Source organism: Variovorax sp. Root434 (genome assembly GCF_001426595.1).
Lineage (GTDB): Bacteria > Pseudomonadota > Gammaproteobacteria > Burkholderiales > Burkholderiaceae_C > Variovorax.
Genome location: NZ_LMEK01000017.1, coordinates 1 through 20,452 on the forward strand (window position 1 = coordinate 1; position 20,452 = coordinate 20,452).

Annotated in this window: 17 protein-coding genes; 8 read left to right on the forward strand and 9 right to left on the reverse strand. The window is 68.5% G+C overall.

Translation table 11 applies throughout. The features are described from left to right. Nucleotides 1-112 precede the first annotated feature (112 nt). From rsmA to ASD05_RS17290, 3 genes are all read right to left on the reverse strand, one after another. On the reverse strand, nucleotides 113-877 hold the full coding sequence (gene rsmA / locus ASD05_RS17280; protein ID WP_056594984.1) for a 16S rRNA (adenine(1518)-N(6)/adenine(1519)-N(6))-dimethyltransferase RsmA: 765 nt from the start codon (nucleotides 875-877) through the stop codon (nucleotides 113-115). 143 nt (nucleotides 878-1,020) lie between these two features. Further along, complete coding sequence (locus ASD05_RS17285) at nucleotides 1,021-2,430, reverse strand: peptidylprolyl isomerase (protein ID WP_056594986.1); 1,410 nt, start codon at nucleotides 2,428-2,430, stop codon at nucleotides 1,021-1,023. Between the two features lie 21 nt (nucleotides 2,431-2,451). Beyond that, nucleotides 2,452-5,031, reverse strand: coding sequence for an LPS-assembly protein LptD (locus tag ASD05_RS17290; RefSeq protein ID WP_056594988.1), 2,580 nt, complete (start codon nucleotides 5,029-5,031; stop codon nucleotides 2,452-2,454). 238 nt (nucleotides 5,032-5,269) lie between these two features. Here ASD05_RS17290 and ASD05_RS17295 point away from each other — a divergent pair, with 238 nt between their 5' ends. From ASD05_RS17295 to ASD05_RS17320, 6 genes are all read left to right on the forward strand, one after another. Next, nucleotides 5,270-6,367, forward strand: coding sequence for an aminoglycoside phosphotransferase family protein (locus ASD05_RS17295; RefSeq protein WP_056594989.1), 1,098 nt, complete (start codon nucleotides 5,270-5,272; stop codon nucleotides 6,365-6,367). Between the two features lie 36 nt (nucleotides 6,368-6,403). After that, nucleotides 6,404-7,129, forward strand: coding sequence for a 16S rRNA (uracil(1498)-N(3))-methyltransferase (locus ASD05_RS17300; protein WP_056594992.1), 726 nt, complete (start codon nucleotides 6,404-6,406; stop codon nucleotides 7,127-7,129). A 91-nt stretch (nucleotides 7,130-7,220) separates the two neighbouring features. Further along, a complete protein-coding gene (locus ASD05_RS17305; protein WP_056594994.1) occupies nucleotides 7,221-8,579 on the forward strand; it encodes a M20/M25/M40 family metallo-hydrolase in 1,359 nt (452 codons plus the stop codon). Nucleotides 8,580-8,679: 100 nt separating this feature from the next. After that, complete coding sequence (locus ASD05_RS17310) at nucleotides 8,680-9,132, forward strand: YidB family protein (protein WP_007834874.1); 453 nt, start codon at nucleotides 8,680-8,682, stop codon at nucleotides 9,130-9,132. Between the two features lie 103 nt (nucleotides 9,133-9,235). Continuing rightward, nucleotides 9,236-12,148, forward strand: coding sequence for a DUF4132 domain-containing protein (locus ASD05_RS17315; protein ID WP_056594995.1), 2,913 nt, complete (start codon nucleotides 9,236-9,238; stop codon nucleotides 12,146-12,148). Then, nucleotides 12,145-13,326: an MFS transporter gene (locus tag ASD05_RS17320; RefSeq protein WP_056594997.1), complete on the forward strand. Its 1,182-nt coding sequence runs from the start codon at nucleotides 12,145-12,147 to the stop codon at nucleotides 13,324-13,326. Before ASD05_RS17315 ends, ASD05_RS17320 begins: the two co-directional genes overlap by 4 nt. Here ASD05_RS17320 and ASD05_RS17325 read toward each other — a convergent pair. Further along, nucleotides 13,298-14,155 (reverse strand): alpha/beta hydrolase, encoded by an 858-nt coding sequence (locus tag ASD05_RS17325; protein ID WP_056594999.1) that lies wholly within the window; start codon nucleotides 14,153-14,155, stop codon nucleotides 13,298-13,300. The genes ASD05_RS17320 and ASD05_RS17325 overlap by 29 nt on opposite strands. Next, nucleotides 14,152-15,663, reverse strand: a complete 1,512-nt coding sequence (locus ASD05_RS17330) for a M20 family metallopeptidase (protein WP_056595001.1) — start codon at nucleotides 15,661-15,663, stop codon at nucleotides 14,152-14,154. The genes ASD05_RS17325 and ASD05_RS17330 overlap by 4 nt, the downstream gene beginning before the upstream one ends. Nucleotides 15,664-15,754: 91 nt before the next feature. Here ASD05_RS17330 and ASD05_RS17335 point away from each other — a divergent pair, with 91 nt between their 5' ends. Then, entirely contained in the window at nucleotides 15,755-16,537 is a 783-nt protein-coding gene (locus ASD05_RS17335; protein ID WP_056595003.1) for a DUF72 domain-containing protein, read from the forward strand. Here ASD05_RS17335 and ASD05_RS17340 read toward each other — a convergent pair. Continuing rightward, nucleotides 16,534-17,052, reverse strand: a complete 519-nt coding sequence (locus tag ASD05_RS17340) for a bactofilin family protein (protein ID WP_007834862.1) — start codon at nucleotides 17,050-17,052, stop codon at nucleotides 16,534-16,536. The genes ASD05_RS17335 and ASD05_RS17340 overlap by 4 nt on opposite strands. A 114-nt stretch (nucleotides 17,053-17,166) precedes the next feature. On the opposite strand from ASD05_RS17340, the gene ASD05_RS17345 reads away from it, so the two are divergent. After that, nucleotides 17,167-18,093, forward strand: coding sequence for an ion transporter (locus ASD05_RS17345; protein WP_056595005.1), 927 nt, complete (start codon nucleotides 17,167-17,169; stop codon nucleotides 18,091-18,093). On the opposite strand, the gene ASD05_RS17350 is transcribed toward ASD05_RS17345, so the two are convergent. From ASD05_RS17350 to metX, 3 genes are read right to left on the reverse strand one after another with little or no spacing between them, the layout of a single operon-like run. Further along, nucleotides 18,038-18,625: an IMPACT family protein gene (locus ASD05_RS17350; RefSeq protein ID WP_056595006.1), complete on the reverse strand. Its 588-nt coding sequence runs from the start codon at nucleotides 18,623-18,625 to the stop codon at nucleotides 18,038-18,040. The two genes, ASD05_RS17345 and ASD05_RS17350, sit on opposite strands and share 56 nt — an antisense overlap. A gap of 19 nt (nucleotides 18,626-18,644) precedes the next feature. After that, entirely contained in the window at nucleotides 18,645-19,235 is a 591-nt protein-coding gene (metW, locus tag ASD05_RS17355) for a methionine biosynthesis protein MetW (protein ID WP_007834857.1), read from the reverse strand. After that, nucleotides 19,232-20,395 carry a homoserine O-succinyltransferase MetX gene (gene metX, locus ASD05_RS17360; RefSeq protein WP_056595008.1) on the reverse strand — a complete coding sequence of 388 codons (1,164 nt, stop codon included), beginning with the start codon at nucleotides 20,393-20,395 and terminating at the stop codon, nucleotides 19,232-19,234. The genes metW and metX overlap by 4 nt, the downstream gene beginning before the upstream one ends. Nucleotides 20,396-20,452 lie beyond the last annotated feature (57 nt).

The following is a 20,452-nucleotide window of genomic DNA, read 5'->3' on the forward strand; positions in this document are numbered from 1 at the left end:
GATGTCCCATTGATCGCTCTCCAATGAAAAATGCCCTCCAGACCAACGTCTGAAGGGCATTCAAGGCAGACTCAACGCCGACTATTTACACAGACTGTTCTGCGGGGCTTTTTCAATGGGGGACGGCTTGGGCCAATGCCACGTATTCGGCTACCGGCACTTCTTCGGCACGGCGCTGGGGGTCGAACGCCCCATCGAAGCCATGTTCCTCAAGCCACTTGCCCAGCGTGTGCCGCAGGATCTTGCGGCGCTGGCTGAAAGCCACCTGCACGATCTCGCCGAGCCGCGCCGCATCCACGGCCGGCGGTTCGGCCAGCGGCACCATGCGCACCACGGCGCTGTCCACGCGCGGCGGCGGGTCGAAGCTCTCGGGCGGCACGAACAGCACGTTTTCCATCTCATAGCGCCACTGCAGCATCACGCTCAGGCGGCTGTAGTCCGAGGTGGCGGGTTTCGCCACCATGCGGTCGATCACTTCCTTTTGCAGCATGAAGTGCTGGTCGGCGACCAGGTGGGCATAGCCCAGCAGGTGGAACAGGATGGGCGTGGAGATGTTGTAAGGCAGGTTGCCCACCACGCGCAGGGGTTTCGACGCCTTGGCCGCGAGTTCGGCGAAATCCACCTTCAACACGTCGGATTCGATGACGTCGAGCTGCGAATGCTCGCGCAGCCGCTTGGCCAGGTCACGGTCGAGCTCGATGACCGTCAGGCGGCCGAGCCGCTCGACCAGCGGCTGCGTCAGCGCCGCAAGCCCCGGGCCGATCTCGACCATCGGATCGCCGGGCTGCGGTGCGATCTCGCTCACGATCGCATCGATGATCCCCCCGTCGGACAGGAAATGCTGCCCGAATCGCTTCCTCGCGATGTGCTGAGCCATGCCGTCAAGCCACCGTCAACGAGGAAAAAGGGAAGTTACGCCAGGAACGCCGCGGAACCGGCTTTGCCGGGCCGCTGGCGTTGCCCCCTGCAAGGGGGTGGGCGAAGCGACACGAAGTGCGCGCAGCCTGGGGGTGTGCCACATCAAGACTGGGGCGGGTCGCGGTATTCGACGTAGGCGCGCGCACGCACTTCCTGCACCCAGGTGGTGAAGGCTTCGTCCACGCGTTGTTCGCGCAGCGCGGCGCGCGCGGCTTCGCGCTGCTCCGACTGGCTGAGCTTGGCGTCGCGGCGGCCGACCACCTGGATCAGGTGCACGCCGAAGCGCGACACCACGGGGTCGCTGATCTGGCCCGGCGCGAGCCGGTCCATGGCCTCCTCGAATTCGGGCACGAACTGGCCCGGGCGCGACCAGCCGAGGTCGCCGCCTGTCTTGGCGCTGGCGTCCTGCGAGTTGTCGCGGGCCAGGCCGGCGAAGTCGGCGGTGCCGGCCTGCACACGGCGCTTGAATTCGGCCAGCTGCGCCACCGCCTGCGCCGTGGTGCGCTTGGGATCGTTGAGCAGCAGGATGTGGCGCACCTGCGTCTGCGTGACCGTCGCGTCGCCAGAGCCGATCTGGGCCTTGGCCAGCACCTTGAGCACGTGGAAGCCGGCGCTGGAGCGCACCGGCCCGGCGATGCCGTTCACCGCCGTCGATTGCGTGGCTTCGACGAACAGCGAGGGATAGCGATCGGCACTGCGCATGCCGATGGCGCCGCCATTGGCGCGGTCGGGCGAATCGGAGTTCTCGCGCACCAGCTTGGCGAAGTCTTCGCCGAAGCGGGCGCGCTGGGCGAGGTCCTGTGCCTTCTTCTGCGCGGCGGCCACCTGCGCGTCGGTGGCGTTCTCGGGAACGGCCACCAGCACCTGCGCGAGGTTGAGATTTTCCAGCGCCGCATTCTTGACGGCGAGGTTGCGCTGGTCGCGCAGGTATTCGTCAGCCTCGGCGTCGCTGATCTTGACCTTCGATTCGACCTCGCGATCGCGCAGGCGCGTGAGCAGCAGCTGGTCGCGCAGGTCGTTGCGGAAATCCTGCAGCGCGATGCCTTCGGCGGCCACGCGACGGCGCAGCTCGACGAGGCTGATCTCGTTCTGGCGCGCCACGGTCTGCTCGGCCTGGTCGATGGCCACTTCGTCGACCTTGAGTCCGGCTTCCTTCGCGAGCTGAAGCTGCGCACGTTCCGTGATCAGCCGCTCGAGCACGAGCCGCGTGAGCTCGCTGCGGGGGACGCGTTCGGCGTCGGGGTTCTCCTTGACCAGTCGCGACACGCGCGTCTGCACGTCGGTGTTGGTGATCGGCTCCGAGTTGACCAGCGCAACGATGTATTCGGCCGAGCGCTGCACGGGCGCCGCGGCGGGCGCAGCCGCCGGCGCACGCGCTGCGGGCGGGCCCAGGCGCGGCCCGGCGCGCATGATGTCCGTGATGCCGCTGCCGGCGCGGTAGCCCTGCGCGCCCGAGCTTGCAGCGATTGCCGCGAGGCAGCCCAGGGTGATGATGGAACGGATGTATTTCATGGCGTCGCTCAGTCAGTCGTCTCAGTCGTAATTGGTGAAGCGGCTCGGCGCCTCGCCCGGTTGGCGCAAGGGTTCGTAGCGCTGGATGTTCTGCCGCAGGGCCTGCATAGGGCTGGAGCCGATGCTCGAGAAGCCGACGAATTCGAGCTGGAACATGATGCGGGTGTTCGCCGTCACCTGGCCCGTGGTGATGCGCTGCAGCACCACGCGCCCGATCCAGCAGCAGCCGTCGTACTCGAAACCGAGCACGCCGTCCGTGAGTTTCTTGTCCTGCAGGCTGTAGTTGAGCCGGCCGACCGCATACCAGCGGCCGCCGCCCTGGCCCTTGCCGGGGCCGAGGTTCTTGCCCTTGTCGCCCCAGAGGTCGTTGATCGGCCATTGCCAGCCCACGTCGATCGACTTGTTGCCGTCGGTCGCGGTCGGGGTGGTGGGCGCCTGGTAGCGGAAGGCCGCGCTCAGGTTGTGGTACGGCTCGGGGTTGTAGCGCGCGCTGATGGCGGATCGCTCCGACTTGCGCGTGTCGGGGTTGTACTGCACGACGGTGTCCAGGCTCCACTTGGGCGTCCAGTTGATCTGGGCGCCCACGAGCAGGTCGCTCTTGCGGTCGGTCACCGGCGTGCCGCCGGGCAGCGTGACCTTCTGGTCGCTGAAGCGCAGCCGCTGCGCGATGCCGAAGCGCGCGGCCTCGACGCCGGTTGCCGGATCGATCAGGCGCGAGGTCACGCCCAGCGTGAGGGCGTTGGTGTCCGAGATGCGGTCGCCGCCCGAGAACGCGTTCTCGGTGTAGATGGTCGCGAAGCTGAAGTCGTTGGCCGCCGAGTCGTAGTTCGGCAGCATGCTCTGGTTGCGGTACGGCGTGTAGACGTAGTACGCACGCGGCTCCAGCGTCTGGCGGAAGGCGCGGCCGAAGTAGCTGGCGTCGCGCTCGAAGATCAGGCCGCTGTCGAGGCTGAAGGTCGGCACCGTCCGGTTGCTGGAGGTCGGGAAGAAGTACAGCGAGTTGGCGTTGTAGGGCACGCCATTGACGTACTGGACTCCATTTAGCGTCAGCTTCGGAATGTCCGACTGCGGCAGGTAGTAGTTGTACGAGGCCGCGTTCAGCATCAGCTTGGGAATGACGAACGAACTCGGCGTGATGAACGGCCGGCTGATCGAGGCGACGGCCGAGGCGCGGTCGCCGTCGGGCTGCGACTGCTGGGTGGCGTCGTAGCCGGGCTGCCCCGCCAGGATCGTGTTCACGCGGAAGCGCGTGTAGTCCAGGTTGAGCGCCACGTCGAAGCCGTGCCAGTCGTACTTGTTGTAGTTGGCCGTGATCTGCGGCAGCCGGTCGTACGCGGGCACGATCGGCGACAGGTTGTACTGCAGGTTCTGGTACTTCAGCGTGCGGACCATGCCGCTCCAGTCGCCCTTGCTCCAGCTGAGCGATGCGTCGTTGGGCAATTGGCGCTGCGTGAGCGACGGCGTGCGCGTGAAGTCGCGCCAGTAGTCGTTGTCGCTCACCCGGTTGATGGTGATGTTGGCGGTCAACGAATCCAGGCCCAGCGCCTTGGCATCGAAGTCCTGGTGATGCGTGCCCCACAGCCCCCAGCGCTTGGTGCTGCTGGGCGCCGGAGTCAGGTCCTTGGCCTGGATCTGCCCATTGGCCAGCTGCTGGAGCTGGCTGGCGCGCAGTTCGTTGTAGCGCTGGCCCACGAGCCGGTCGCTGCCCATCAGGTCGAGGCGCATCGTTCCGCTGTAGCCCTTCTCGAGGTAGCGGAACTCGTTGCTGAAATCGACGCCGCGCTTGCTCATGATCGTCGGCGTGAACGTGGCGTCGCGGTTGGGCGCGATGTTCCAGTAGTACGGCTGCGCGATCTCGATGCCGTTGATGTTGTCGATGCCGATGGTGGGCGGCAGCAGGCCGCTCTTGCGCTCGTTCGACAGCGGGAAGCTCACGCTCGGAATCGGCGGCGTGGTGATGCCCATGAAGCTCAGCCGCGCATTCTTGGCCACGCCCTCGTTTTCCTCGGTGTCCGTGGTCATCGTGGTCGCGGTGAGCAGCCAGGCCGGCATCCAGCCCGGGAAGTCCTCGCGGCGGCAGGTGGTGTAGGTGGCTTCGCGGGCCACCGACACGTTGGCGTCGACGAAGTCGATGCGCTTGGCCTCGCCGTGCGCTTCGTTCGCGAGGAACTGGTAGCGCACGTTGTTGAAGAAGCCCTCGAAGGTCTCGAGCTTGAGCTGCAGCTCGGGGCCTTCGTACACGTTGCCGGCCTGGTTGACCCGCACGTTGCCGGTGGCCTTGGCGCGGTCGTCCGGCTGGTAGTACTCGAGCCGGTCGGCAGTGATGGACACCGCGCCGCGCCGCAGCGTGGCGTTGCCTTCGACCACGGTCTCGAGGTCGGGCCGGCCGGAGATGCGGTCGCCGGTGATGATGCTGGGCATCTGGCTGCGGTCCGCGGGCGTCAGGGTTTCGGTCAGCAGCGGCGTGCGCTTCAGCGTGAGCGGCCCGTCGAGGTTGCCGGCCTGCTGCGCGGACGCGCCATGCGCGTGCATCAGGGCCAGCGACAGAACGGCCAGCGGCAGCGGCGGGGTGGAGCGCCGCAGGGCGACACGCCGGCGCATCAAGCCACCCGCCCCGCTGTTCCGAGGGAAGCCGCCGACTCCCCGAAGGAGAACGGCAGCGAGCGCACAAGGTGCCAAGCGTGGGGGCTTTGGGTCGTAGGCATCGGTTCGGAACGAAGGATCGTCGGGAGACGGCGCGGCAGGCCGGCGGGTTGCAGGGGCCGGCAGCAACCCGCATCGGCCGGAAGCCGGCCAAGGGGGATTGCCGCGCCAGGCGGATTTGTAGAATCGATTATCCATGACAGCACCCCCGCCCCCGGCCTCATTGGCCCCAAGCCCCGCCGAGACCATCCCCTGGACCGATCCGCAGCGGGCCGAAGCGTTCCGGGCCTGGGTGGCCGCTGTCGCGCCTGCCCACCGACTGCTGCCCGACACGGTGCGGCTCGCCTCGGCCGACGCGAGCTTCCGCCGCTATTTCCGCCTCGACACCACCGACCCGGCCGCGCCCACGCGCATCGTGATGGACGCCCCGCCGGATAAGGAAAAGAGCGCCCCCTTCGTCCAGGTGGCGCAGCTGATGGCCGGCGCCGGCGTGCTCGCCCCCACGGTGCTCGAATGGGACCAACCCCACGGCTTCCTGCTGCTCGACGACCTGGGCCGCCAGACCATGCTGGACGTGATCGATCCGGCCCGGCCCGATGCGAGCCGCCCGCTCTACGACCAGGCCATCGACGCATTGATCCGCTGGCAGCTGGCCTCCCAACCCGGCGTGCTGCCACCCTACGACCGGGCGCTGCTGGAGCGCGAACTGGCGCTGTTCCCCGAGTGGTACATCGGCCGCCACCGCGGCATCGCGGTCGAGGGCAAGCTGAAGGAGCGGCTGGAGCGCAGCTTCAAGCTGATCGTCGAGAGCAACCTCGCATCGCCCAGCGTCTACGTGCACCGCGACTTCATGCCGCGCAACCTCATGGCCGGCAACGGTCCCGCGCTCGGTGTGCTCGACTTCCAGGATGCGGTCTACGGCCCCATCACCTACGACGTCGCCAGCCTGATGCGCGACGCCTTCCTGAGCTGGGACGAGGAGTTCGTGCTCGACGTCACCATCCGCTACTGGACGGCGGCGCGCAAGGCCGGCCTGCCGGTCGATGAGGACTTCGGCGCCTTCTACCGCGCGGTCGAGTGGATGGGGCTGCAGCGCCACCTGAAGGTGGCCGGCATCTTCGCGCGCCTCACGCTGCGCGACGGCAAGCCCAAGTACCTGGCCGACACGCCGCGCTTCATCGCCTACATCCGCGCCACCGCCAGCCGCTACATGGAGCTGACGCCGCTGCTGCGCGTGATCGACGAAGTCGAGGGCACCTCGGCCCTCACCGGCTTCGCCTACGGCCGCGTCTGAAGGAAAACGGCTGCCCACCGCCATCGATTTCACAGCATGCCGCGTTTTCACTGTTCCGTGCCGCTGACTGCCGGTGCCAGCCTGGCGCTGCCGGCCGGCGCCGCGCGCCATGTGCAGGTGCTGCGGATGCAGCCCGGCGATGCGCTCACGCTGTTCGACGGCGCAGGCGGCGAATACGCGGCGACGGTCGAGCGCATGGGCCGCAGCGAGGTCGCGGTGACGGTCGGCGCGCACCAGCCGGTGGAGCGTGAAGCCCCGCGCGCCGTGCATCTCGCGGTCGGCATGCCGGCGAACGAACGCATGGACTGGCTGGTGGAGAAAGCCACCGAGCTCGGCGTGGCGAGCATCCAGCCGCTGGCCACGGCCCACGGCGTGCTGCGCCTGTCGGGCGAACGCGCCGAGAAGAAGCGGGCCCACTGGGAGGCGATCGCGGTCGCGGCCTGCGAGCAGTGCGGGCGCAACCGCGTGCCGGTGATCCTTCCGGTGCAGTCCTTTTCGGGCTGGCTCGATGCGCAGCACGACACGGGATCGACCGCCGTGCGCCTCGTGCTGAGCCTCGCGGAGGGCACGCGTGCCCTTCCTGCGGTGCAGATCCCCGATGGCCACGGCGCGGTCGTGCTGAGCGGCCCCGAAGGCGGCCTGAGCAGCTCGGAAGAACAGCAGGCCATCGCCCGCGGCTTCGCCCCCGTCACCCTCGGCACGCGCGTGCTGCGCGCCGAAACCGCGGCGCTGGCCGCGCTGGTGTGCCTCGCCGGGCTCTAGGCAGGCCGCGCAAGGTGGTGTTTTCCGCAACGCGCGCGCGGAAAGCCTGAGAAACAATCGTTACTCTACTGAGACAAAAGAAGGACTTTCGATGTCCCGCTCGCCAGGTCCACTGCGCCTCGCCCCTCTCGTCCTTGCCGCGCTGGTGTGCACTGCACAGGGTGCGCTCGCCCAGAGCCCGGCTGTCGCCCCAACACCCACGCAGGTCAGCCCCGATGTCGACAAGGCCTATGCCCAACTGATGGCAGCGCCGGCCATCCAGAAGCTGCTCGACGCGGTCAGGGCCGACCACGAGCGCTCGGTCGAAGACCTGAGGATGCTCACCGAGATCGAGGCACCGCCCTTCAAGGAACAGAAGCGCGCCGAAGCCTTTCTCGCGCGCATGAAGGCCTTCGGCCTGACGCACGCGAAGATCGACGCCGAAGGCAACGTGATCGGCCTGCGCAAGGGCACGGGCAACGGGCCGAAGCTGCTGATCTCGGCGCACCTCGACACCGTGTTTCCCGCCGGCACCGACGTGAAGGTCAAGGAGCGCGACGGCCGGCTCCACGCGCCGGGCATTGCGGACGACACGCGCGGGCTCGCCGTGCTGCTGTCGTGGCTCAAGGTGCTGAACGACAACAAGGTGCAGACGGTGGGCGACCTGCTGTTCGTCGGCAACGTCGGCGAGGAAGAGCTCGGCAACCTGCGTGGCATGAAGGCCGTCTTCAACGACCACCTCGACATCGACGGCATGGTGGGGTTGGAGCCGTCGCCGCCGGGCGCGGTGCTGGTGCTCGGCACCGCGAGCCACCGCTACGAGGTCACGTTCCAGGGTCCGGGCGGCCACAGCTTCGGCGCGTTCGGCCAGGTGCCCAGCGCCATCCACGGCATGGGCCGCGCCATCGCGAAGATCGCCGACGTGCACACGCCGAGCTTCCCGAAGACGACCTTCACCGTCGGCACCGTGGGCGGCGGGACCTCGGTCAACACCATCGCGCCCGACGCGCGCATGGCCATCGACATCCGCTCGGACGACATGGCCTCGCTGCTGGAGACCGAAAAGAAGATCCTCGCGGCCATCGACGAGGCCGTGGTCGAGGAAAACAAGCGCTGGAACGTCAACACGCTGAGCGTGAGCACCAAGCTCATCGGCAACCGCCCCGGCGGCCGCACGCCGCCCGACTCGGTGATCGTGGAGGCCGCCGTCCGCTCGAACAGCGCCTTCGGCCACAAGACACTGCTGCGCGGCGGCAGCACCGACGCCAACGTGCCGATCTCGCTGGGCGTTCCGGCCATCATCGTCGGCGGCGGCGGCAAGGCCTCGGGATTCCATTCACTGAGCGAGTCCATTGACGTGACAGACGCATGGAAAGGCGCGCAGAATTCGCTGCTCACCGTGCTGGGCCTGGTGGGAGTGCAAGGGGTCAGTCCCGCATTGCTCCCCAAACGGACGGCCCGTACCAAGTAATTTGTCACGTTGCCAGTTTGAAAGTGATGTTCCACTTTCAGCTTATGGTCCGCCGCGCCTAACAATGCTGTCGGTCTGTCACACACCAAAAGGAAAAGCCATGGGATTGCTCGATTCAGTACTCGGTCAGGTGCTCGGGGGCGCTGCCCAACAGCAGCAACCGCAAAGCGGTGGACTGGGCGATCTGGGAGGCCTGGCCGGTGCGCTGGGCGGCCTGCTCGCCAACAACGGCGGGCAGGGCGGCCTGGGCGGTCTGGTCTCGAAGTTCGAGCAGGCGGGCATGGGTGACGTCATCGGCTCGTGGATCGGCAAGGGAGAAAACCAGCCGGTTTCGGGCGATCAGCTGCAAAACGCGCTGGGCAGCGACACCATTGCCGCCATCGCGTCCAAGCTCGGCATCAATGCGCAAACGCTGCTGCCGATGCTGGCCACCATGCTGCCAGCGCTGATCGACCAGCTCACGCCGCACGGCAAGGTCCCGGACCAGGGTCTGGGCAACCACGACGACCTGCTGGGTTCGCTCAGCGGCCTGCTGCAAGGCAGGCAGTCCTGACCGAAGGACTGTCTTCTCCTGAATTCATGCGCCCGCGAGGGCGCTTTTTTTTGGCCGCGCGTGTTGGCCGACAATCCCGCTGGCATCAATCGAGGGAAATGGCATGGCGGGCAGTCGCAAGTCGAAGGAAGAAGGTCTGGACGCGCAGCCCGATGGCACCGTGCGGTGGTCCAAGGGCATGCGCGAGGCGCTCGCGCAGTTCAACGACCGGCCCTGCGGCCACTGCGGCGGCCTGCTCTGCGATGAACGCAGCCTCTGCGACAGCCTCGACTTCTTTCGCCGCCACCGCTCCCGCTTCTACCCCCCGCGCGCCGCGCGGCTGCGCATGCTCGACATGCACGGCGCCGCGGCGGCGGAACTGTTCTTCGAGCCGTCCCCGCACAAGGAAGCCGTGACCGACCTGCTGGCCATCCACGATCCGGCGGTCGTCGGCTTCTTCGTGGCCCAGGTCAAGCAAATCGACTGCAAGAACGCCCTCGTCAAGCAGGCGGCCCGCTGGCCGTTGTTCGTGCTGCGCGAGTTGCTGTCGGCGAACCCGGCGCGGCACCAGGCCGGCGCCGCGCTGGTCCTGGAGCTGCTGGCCGCGAACCCCGACTGGCAGAAACCGCTGGAAGCCTCCTGCGACGACGCCCAGCGCAAGACGCTCGCGCGCCTGCAGGAAGACAGCTCCGGCGGGGTGACCGATGCCGCTGCCGATGCCTGGCCCGCGCTGCTGCGGCGCCCGCCGTGGAAGAACCGGCAGGCGCTGCCCGTCATCCCGACGCTGGCCTTGCAGCCCCTGCCGCCGACGGCGCTGCTGCACTGGAGCGATCTGCCGCCACCGCAGTACCTGCAGGCCACAGGCGAATCGTCAGACTGGCTGGCCCGCGAACTCCGGGTCTCGCGCGAAAGCGCCGACCGGTGGATGAAGGAGTTCGCGCGCAACCAACCCGACGCACCTGCAGAGGTGCGTGAGGGCGGCACGGTTCACAAGGCCCTGTGGATGCTGGGCCTGCGCCCCGAGCTCATCGAGGCCGTCGCGGCGAACGGCCGCGAGATCGGCCCGGAAGACTTCGGCACGCTGCCGGGCAACCACTGGGGCGTCGCCGAATGCATCTGGCACCTGCCCCTGCCGCTGGCTGTCGCGGTATTCATGCACGGGCCACCCCCCATCCTCTACTCGGGCGATGTCTCGCGCGTGCGGCCCATCCTCCATGCGTTCGGCGCTGCCGCGCTGCCGGGGCTGCCGCGCTTTCTCAAGCAGGGCTCTCGCGCGATGTTCGAGCTGGCCTCGGTCATCGAATGGGATCCGCTCGCCGGCTGGATCGCCAGGGGCTTTCACACCAACCGCTGGGTCCGGCGCGAAGCCGGCGAGTGGCTCGCGCGCTATCCCGACACGGCCGCGCGCGGCCTCGTTCCCGTCGCGCTGGGCGAACCCGGCCCCGCGCGCGAGGCAGCGCAGGCCGCGCTGCGCTGGCTGCACGGCGCCGGCCACGCCGAAGCGGTGCGCAACCAGGCCCACGCGTACGGCGCCGAAGCCGCCAATGCGGTGGCGCAGCTGCTGGCCATCGCGCCCGAAGAACTCCTGCCCGACAACCTGCCCATGGTGCCGAAGGCCTTGCCGCTGGCAACGCTGCCCCGCCTGATCCTCAAGGCAGGCGGCCACGCGCTACCGCAGGCGGTGGTGCCCGACGTGCTGATGGCGATGATGCTCGGCAAGCCCGACACCCCCTATCCTGGGCTGGCCGGGCTGCTGGATGCACTCACGCCCGATTCCCTCGCGCGCTTCGGCCGCGCGCTGCTGGCCTGGTGGATCGGCAACGGCCGCCCGGCCAAGGAGCGCTGGATGTTCACGCTGCAGGGCCGCCTCGGCGACGGTGAGACCGCGCGCCAGCTCTACGGCCTGCTGCGCCAGTGGCGCGTCGCGCTCGACCGCGTGCGCGCCTACGACGCGATGGCGATGCTCGGCGAGATCGGCAGCGATGCCGCGCTGATGCACCTGGCCGAACTCGCGCGCCAGACCCGCCACGACGATCTGCGCACGCGCGCCGACCGCATGCTCGGCGAAGTGGCTGAGCAGCGCGGCCTCAGCCTCGACCAGCTGGCCGACCGCACCGTGCCCGACCTCGGCCTCGACACACGCGCCCGGCTGACGCTCGACTTCGGCCCGCGCAGCTTCGAAGTGCGCATGGACGACAACTTCCAGCCCGTCGTGCACGACGCCAGGGGCAAGGCACTCAAGACGCTGCCCAAGCCGGGCGCCAACGACGACGCCGGCAAGGCCGCCGCTGCAACCACGCAGCTAAAGGAGCTGCGCAAGCTCGCGAAGACCGTGGCCACCACGCAGGTCAAGCGCCTGGAGGCCGCGATGTGCGCGCAGCGCCGCTGGGGCCCCGACGAATTCATTCCCTTCTTTGCCAACCATCCGGTGCTGCGGGTCTTCAGCCGGCCGCTGGTCTGGGGCCTGTTCGACGCATCGGGCAGGAAACTCGAAGGCACCTTCCGCATCAGCGCCGAAGGCGAGCTGACCGACCTGCAGGACGACGCCGTCAAGCTGCCCGAGACCGCGCGCATCGGCCTGCCGCATCCGCTCGAAGTCGCGGCCCTCGATCCGTCGCTGGCAGCGGCCTGGGCCGCCGTGCTGGCCGACTACGAAATCATGCAACCCTTCGAACAGCTGATGCGCCCGGTCTTCGTGCTCGACGAAGCGCTGCGCCCGCGCCGCGAGCTGCCGCACTGGGCCGGCCGCGCCGTGTCGAACGCCGCCCTCATGGGCCTCGAAACGCGCGGCTGGCAGCGCGAGGTGGGCGAGGGCGGCATGGTCGACAGCTTCAACAAGGCCGTGCCCGGCGGACGCCGCATCTGCCTGCAAATCGAAGAAGGCTGGTTCGTGCAGGACAGCCCCGACGGCAAGGAACTGCAGACTGTGCGTGCGGTGGCCCTCGACGGCACCGAAGGCACGCTGGGCGACCTGCCGCCTGTCGTTTTCAGTGAAATCGAACGCGACCTGCAGCGCGCGATACGGGACACACCATGAACCGCAACCTCTGGCTGCTCGCCATCTGCCAGGGCCTGCTCCTGACCAACAACGTCACCTTCATCGCCATCAACGGGCTGGTGGGCCTGAGCATCGCGCCGCGCGGCTGGATGGCGACGCTGCCGGTGATGAGCTACGTGATCGGCGGCGCGCTCAGCACCGGGCTGGTGGCCCGCACGCAGCAGCGCCTCGGCCGACGCGGCTCGTTCCAGACCGGGTTGGCGGTGGCGCTGGTGTCGGCCTTGCTGTGCTGCTACGCGGCTGCCACGAAGAATTTCTGGCTGCTGTGCTTCGCCACGGTGGTCGCGGGCTACTACAACGCCAATGCGGGGCTCTACCGTTTTGCCGCAGCCGAGCTCGCGGCGCCAGCGTGGCGCGAGAAGGCGGTGTCGGTGGTGATGGCGGGCGGGCTGATCGGCGCGGTCGCGGGGCCCAACCTCGCGACGGCCACGCGCCAGGTCTTTGCCGTGCCGTTCGCGGGCGCCTATATCGCGCTGGCCGCGGTGGCGCTGCTGTCGATGGCGGTGATGCACTTCATCGAATTCCCCGCCGCGCCCACGCGCACGGGGCCCGCCGGGGGCCGGCCATTGGGCGAGATCATGCGGCAGCCGGTGTTCATCGTGGCCGCCGTCGCGGGCGCGCTGGGCTATGGCGTGATGAACCTGCTGATGGCCGCCACGCCCATCGCGATGCAGATCTGCAGCCTGCCGTTCTCCGATGCCGCGCTGGTGCTCGAATGGCATGTGATCGGCATGTTCGCGCCGGGCTTCTTCACCGGTCATTTGATCCGCCGCTTCGGCGCGCTGCCGGTAATGGGCGTGGGGCTGGTGCTCAACCTCGGGTGCATCGCGATCGCGCTGTCGGGCGTGGAGCTGCACCACTTCGTCGTGGCGCTGTGCCTGCTGGGCGTGGGCTGGAACTTCCTGTTCACCGGCAGCACCACGCTCTCGCTCACGACCTACACCGCCGATGAGCGCGACCGTGCACAGGGTGCGCTGAACTTCTGCGTGTTCGCCACGCTGGCGGTGACTTCGTTCGCCTCCGGCGTGCTGGTCACCACGCAGGGCTGGCGGCTGCTGAACCTCGGTTCGCTGGTGCCGGTGGTGCTGACGGGTGCGGCGCTGCTCTGGCTCGCGCGCAGGCGCGCCGTCAGGCCGGCGGCGGAAAGCGCCGGTTGAGCCAACGCTGCAGCGCCTCGAAGACGGGGTCGGCTTCGAGCTCGTTGAAGATCTCGTGGTACAGCGTGTCGAAGCAGTGGGCCTCGACCTTGCCGCCGGGCGCAGCGGCCGCGGCAAAGGCGCGGCTGGCGGCGGGCACCACGAGGCGGTCGTCGCCCGCGTAGAGCAGCAGTGTCGGCACGGGCCAGCTGGCGGCCCGCTGCTGCACCGTCGCGCCTTCGTACGCCAGGAAGCGCGCGAGCCGGCCGCCGATGCGGTCGTGCGTGAGCGGATCGTCGCGGTAGGCCTGCACCACGGCCGGGTCGTGCGAGAGGTAGTTGTCGTCGAGCCCGTTGCCCACGCGCAGGTTGGGCGCAATGCGCGGCAGCACCGCGAGCAGCGCCTTCTGCAAACCGCCCAGGCCCGGATCGAGCCCCGGCGAAGAAAGCACCAGCCCATCGACCGGCCGCACCCCGCGCGCCACCAGGCTCGCGGCCACCAGCCCGCCCAGGCTGTGGCCCAGCAGCACGAGCGGCAGGCCGGGGTTCTCGCGGCGCGCATCGTCGATCACGAGGGCGAGGTCGTCGACCAGCCGCAGCTCGCCGGGCAGGCCGCCGCGCGCGCCGGTCGATTCGCCATGCCCGTGGTGGTCGTGCGCCCACACGGCGAAGTCCCATTCGTGCAGGCATTCCGCAAGCGCGTGGTAGCGGCCCGCGTGCTCGCCGAGCCCATGGACCACCACGATCACGGCGCGCGCCGGACCGGGCGCCGGCAGCCGGCGCAGGGCGAGCGTCTCGCCGTCCGGTGTGGACAGCGACACGCGCTGCGGCAAAGGCAGCGCCTCGCTCAAGCGGCCGCCGGCTCCGATGCAGCGGCGCGGTGCGCGGCCGGCAGCGCGGCGATCACCTCGGCCACGGCGGCGGTGAGCTTCTTGGCGTAGGGCACATGCAGGAACTCGTTCGGGCCGTGCGCGTTGCTCTTCGGACCGAGCACGCCGCAGACCATCATCTGCGCCTTCGGGAAGCCGGCGCTGAGCATGTTCATCAGCGGGATCGTGCCGCCCTGGCCGATGTAGCCGCATGAGGCGCCGAAGTGCGCCTGCGAGGCCTTGTTGAGCGCGTCCTCGAACCACGGCGTGATCGTCGGCGCGTTCCAGCCGGTGGCTCCGCCGCCGCTTTCGAAAGTCACGCGGGCCTGGTAGGGCGCGTTGTCCTCGAGCAGCGCCTTGAGCTTCTGCACCGCTTCGGCCGCATCGACCAGCGGCGGCAGGCGCAGCGAGAGCTTGAACGCGGTGTAGGGGCGCAGCACGTTGCCCGCGTCCTTCAGCGCCGGAAAGCCTTCGGCGCCGGTCACCGACAGCGTCGGCTTCCAGGTGCGGTTGAGCAGCGCTTCCACCGGGTCGGTGGTGGTCGGCAGCGCGAACATGGTCGAGCCGCCGCAGTCGTAGTGCGCCCATGGGAAGCGCTTGTAGACCTCTTCGCCGAGGATCGCCGCGGTGGCCTTGGCCTGCGCGAGACGGTCGGCTGGCACTTCGCAGTGGAAGCTCGCGGGCAGCAGGCGGCCGGTGGCGCTGTCTTCCAGGCGGTCGAGCACCTGCCGCATGATGCGGAAGCTCGAAGGCACGAGGCCCGAAGCGTCGCCCGAGTGGATGCCCTCGGTCAGCACCTCGACCTTGAGCGTGCCGCTGGCCATGCCGCGCAGCGAGGTGGTGAGCCACAGCTGGTCGTAGTTGCCGGCGCCGGAGTCCAGGCAGATCACGAGCTCGACGTTGCCCAGGCGCGGGCGCAGTGCGTCGACGTAGGGCAGCAGGTCGTAGGAGCCGCTTTCCTCACAGGTCTCGATCAGGCCGACGATGCGCGGATGCGCCGCGCCCTGGGCCTTGAGCGCCTGCAGCGCGGCGATGCTGGCGTACACCGCATAGCCGTCGTCGGCGCCGCCGCGGCCGTAGAGCAGGCCGTTCTCGTACTTGGGCGTCCACGGGCCGAGGTCGTTGCGCCAGCCGGTGAATTCGGGCTGCTTGTCGAGGTGGCCGTACATCAGCACGGTCTCGCCCATGTCGGTGCCGGTGGCAGCCACTTCGAAGAACAGCACTGGCGTGCGGCCTTCGAGGCGCACGATCTCGAGCTTCAGGCCTTCGACCTTCTGCGCCTCGACCCAGGCCGCGGCGTTGCGCAGCACGGTCTCGAGGTAGCCATTGGCCGACCAGTCCTTGTCGAAGCCGGGCGACTTGGCGGGAATGGCGATGTAGTCGGTGAGCTGCTTGAGGATGTCACCGTCCCACTGGGCGGTGACGTCGGACAGGGCACGCTCGGCGTCGAGCGTGCCGGCGGGCATTTCGCGGTGCAGGGGGGCGTTCATCGAAGGGTTCTCCGCGGGTGACGAAAAAACGCATTTTGCGCCCGGCAGCGAGCCCGCGTAGAGTGCGGGCGATCTCAACCCGGAGCGCAATGTGAGCAAGGCAGCATCGACTCGGATCAAGGTGGGCATCGGCGGCTGGACCTATGAGCCGTGGCGCGACAACTTCTACCCGAAGGGCCTCGCCCATGCGAAGGAGTTGAACTACGCAAGCCGACAGGTCAGCGCCATCGAGGTCAATGGCACCTACTACAGCACCTTCAAGCCCGAGACCTTCCGCAAGTGGCACGACGACACGCCGGCCGGCTTCGTGTTCTCGATGAAGGCCTCGCGCTTCACTACCAATCGCAAGGTGCTTGCCACCGCGGGAGATTCGATCAAGCGCTTCATCGACAGCGGCGTGAGCGAGCTCGGCGACAAGCTCGGGCCGATCGTGTGGCAGTTCATGCCGACCAAGCAGTTCGATGCGGAAGACTTCGAGGCTTTTCTGGAGCTGCTGCCGAAGAAGGAGGGCAGCCGCGTGCTGCGGCACGTGATGGACGTGCGGCACGAAAGCTTCATCGTGCCCTCCTACAAGGAACTCGCGAAGAAGCACAAGGTCTCGACCGTGTTCACGGACGCCGACAAGTTTCCGTCGTTCGAGGAGCCCGAGGGCGATGTCGCCTACGCACGGCTCATGATGGCCGACGCCGAGCTCAAGACCGGCTACGCACCCAAGGCGCTCGACATCTGGGCCGCACGCGCGCAGGGCTGGGCCGAATCGCCGAAGAAGCGCGACGTCTTCGTCTACTTCATCAACGGCGCCAAGGAAAAGGCACCGGCCGCGGCCGGTGCCTTGCTGGAGCGCCTTGGATGGAAGCCTCCCGTGGAGGCTTAAGCCGCCGCGTGCAGCGACGGCTTGGCGCCGAAGCTGATCTCGCCCGACAGCTGGCCGCCTTCCTCGATCACGATCTTGCCGTAGCGGATCTTGCCGGTGACCTTGCCGGTCGAGTGGATCACGAGCTTTTCACGCACCGTGAGGCTGCCGTCGAACACGCCGCGGATTTCGGCGATGTCGATCTCGGCCGAGCCCTTGAACTCGCCCTGCTCGGCGATCTGCATCAGGCGCGAGTCCATGGTGGCCTCGACGAGGCCTTCGACCACGAGCGTGTCGCAATCGGTGATCTCGACGCCCTTGAGCTTGATGTTCGGGCCGACGGTGAGCTTGCTGCCGCCTTCCTTGGCGGCAGGTGCGGCGGCCGCGTTCAGGCCGCCTTGCTGTGCGGTCAGCGACGAGGGATTGACGGGGGTTCCGGAGAGATTGGTGCCCGAACCGACGAGCGGTGCAGGGCGCGACGTCAACGAATCGGTGTCACGATCACGCTTGCCGAAGAAGGGGGACTGTGTAGCCAAGGGGGAGCTCCTCAAGAAAGGGACTATCGTAAGAACGCGCTCACGGCCTGCGGCACTTCATTGCGCAATAAGCGTAACCGAATAAGTCGGCCATGGACATGACAATGTGGCGCCATGAGCCGCTCGAACACCGACAACCTCTCCGCCGCGCGTGCCTCGCGCGCCATGTCGTCCGCCACCGATTCACGCTTCGACAAGCCCACGCACGGCTGGCGGCGCACGCTGTTCACGGTGATCTTCGAGGCCGACACGCGCGCCGGGCTGATGTTCGACCTGGCGCTGATCGCGGTGATCGTGACCAGCGTGCTGGTGGTGATCCTCGACAGCGTGCAGCCGATCCGCGAGCAGTGGCGGCCGCTGTTCAATGTGCTCGAGTGGGTGTTCACCATTCTCTTCACGCTGGAGTACATCGCGCGGCTGAGCTGCGTGAACAAGCCATTGCGCTATGCAACGAGCTTCTACGGCGTGATCGACCTGCTCGCGCTGCTGCCGACTTTTCTCGTGGCCTTCGCGCCCGAGATGGCCTACCTGATCGACGTGCGCATCCTGCGGCTGCTGCGCGTGTTCCGCATCTTCAAGCTGTCGCGCTACTCGGTGGAGTACCGCGCGCTGGTGTCGGCGGTGGCATCGAGCCGGCGCAAGATCACCGTGTTCGTCGGCTTCGTGATGCTGGTGGTGCTGGTGATGGGCACGCTGATGTACGTGGTCGAAGGGCCGGTGCATGGCTTCACCAGCATCCCGGTGGCGATCTACTGGGCCATCTCGACGATGGCCACGGTGGGCTTCGGCGACCTCGTGCCCAAGACCGACCTGGGCCGCGCGATCGCCTCCGTCATGATGCTGCTGGGCTGGGGCGTGCTCGCGGTGCCGACCGGCATCGTGACCGCGGAGATGGCGCGGCGCGGCCCCGATGACGAAGCGATGCCATTGGCGCCGCGCGGCATCCTCGCGATGACGGCGCCGCTCAGCGTGCCGCCGAAGCGCGTTACGCCTGCGGCCAGACGACGCGCCCTTGCGCAGCATCGCCGAGGCGGACGATGAAGGCATCGGCATCGGGCTCAGGGAGCGAGAAGGCGAAGGCGACGTCGTCGCCGTGCTGCACGCCGTCGAGCACCGCGCCGGCCGCGGCGAGTTCGCGCCGCACGAGTCCTTCGAGCGCATAGGGCACGGCGCAACGCAGGCTACGCTGGCGCAGCAACGGCACGAGCGTGGCGCCGAGCAGGGCCTGCGCGACCGCGTCGGTGTAGGCCCGCACGAGGCCGCCCGCGCCGAGCTTCACGCCGCCGAAGTAGCGCACCACAGTCGCGAGTGCGCCTTCGACCTGCTGGTGGCGCAACACCTCCAGCATCGGGCGGCCGGCCGTGCCGCCGGGTTCGCCGTCGTCGTTCGCGGCCGACTGGCCGCCAGCCATGAGGGCCCAGCACACATGCGCCGCCGCGGGGTGTTCGGCGCGCAGCGAGGCGACCACGGCCAGCGCGGCCGCCCGGTCGGCCACCGGCTGCACGCAGCCGATGAAGCGGCTCTTCTTGATGAGCAGCTCGCTGTGGACGGGCTGTGCGAGCGTGAAGCTCATCCGGCGTTCTTCGTGGCGTTCAGCCGCCGCCGCGCTCGAACTTGAAGACCGCAGTGCTGGCGCGCGCGTTGGGCAGCCAGCGCACGTCGCGCCCGTTCTGCAGGCCGAAGGCGTCGAGCACGCGCAGGTTGTTCTTGCCAGCCAGCACCTCGAAGTCCTTGAAGGTACCGACGCGGATATTGGGCGTGTCGTACCACTGGTAGGGCAGGCGGCGCGTCACCGGCATGCGGCCGCGCGCCACGCTCAGGCGGTTGGGCCAGTGCGCGAAGTTGGGAAAGGCGACGACGCCGATGCGGCCCACGCGCGCGGTCTCGCGCAGCATCACCTCGGCATTGCGCAGGTGCTGCAGCGTGTCGATCTGCAGCACCACGTCGAAGGAGGCGTCGTCGAACATCGCGAGGCCTTCGTCGAGGTTGAGCTGGATCACGTCGACGCCGCGGCGGATGCACTGCAGCACGTTGCCGTCGGCGATCTCCACGCCGTAGCCGGTGCAGCCGCGCTCGCGCTGCAGCAGGTCGAGCAGGGCGCCGTCGCCGCAGCCCAGGTCGAGCACGCGTGCGCCTCGCGGCACCAGCTCCGCGATCAATCGTTGATGCTCGAGGTCGCTCATTGCAGGAACTCCTTGGCGATGCGCTCGAAGTAGGAGCGCACCACGCCCATGTAGCGCACGTCGTCGAGCAGGAAGGCGTCGTGGCCGTGCGGCGCATCGATCTCGGCGTAGCTCACGTTGCGGCGGTTGTCGAGCAGCGCCTTCACGAGTTCGCGGCTGCGCGCGGGCGAGAAGCGCCAGTCGGTCTTGAAGCTCACGAGCAGGAACTGGGCGGTGGCCTGGGCCAGCGCGGTGCTGAGCTTGCCGCCGTGGCTGCGTGCGGGGTCGAAGTAGTCGAGCGCGCGGGTGATCAGCAGGTAGGTGTTGGCGTCGAAGTACTCGCTGAACTTGTCGCCCTGGTAGCGCAGGTAGCTTTCGATCTGGAACTCGACGTCCTGCGTGGAGTAGCGGTAGTCGAGCCCCGCGGCCTCGCCCTCCACGGCGCTGCGCAGGATGCGGCCGAACTTGGCGTTCATCACGTCGTCGCTGAGGTAGGTGATGTGGCCGATCATCCGCGCGATGCGCAGGCCGCGCTTGGGGATCACACCGTGTTCGTAGAAGTGGCCGCCGTGGAAGTCGGGGTCGGTGACGATGGCGCGGCGCGCCACCTCGTTGAAGGCGATGTTCTCGGCCGTGAGGTTGGGCGCGCTCGCCACGACGACGGCGTGGCGCACGCGGTCGGGGTACTGCAGCGTCCACGAGAGCGCCTGCATGCCGCCGAGGCTGCCGCCCATCACCGCCGCGAGCGTGCGGATGCCGAGCGCGTCGAGCAGCACGGCCTGGGCGTCCACCCAGTCCTCGACCGTGACCACCGGGAAGTCGGCGCCGTAGACGCGGCCCGTGGCAGGGTTGGCGTGCATCGGGCCGGTCGAGCCGAAGCAGGAGCCGAGGTTGTTCACGCCGATGACGAAGAAGCGATCGGTGTCGACCGGCTTGCCGGGGCCGACCATGTTGTCCCACCAGCCTTCGGAACGGGCCTGGCCTTCGTAGACGCCCGCGACGTGGTGCGATGCATTGAGCGCATGGCAGACCAGCACCGCATTGCTGCGCTCGGCGTTCAGGGTGCCGTAGGTTTCGTAGGCGAGCGTGTAGTCGCTGATCGACGCGCCGCTGCGCAGGGCCAGCGGGCCTGCGAACTGCATCGACTGCGAGGTGACGACCAAGGATGGTGACGACGACATGAATGAAAAAACCCGGCCTCGCCAAAAACGAGCCGGGTCTGCCGCGCCTGTCTTTAG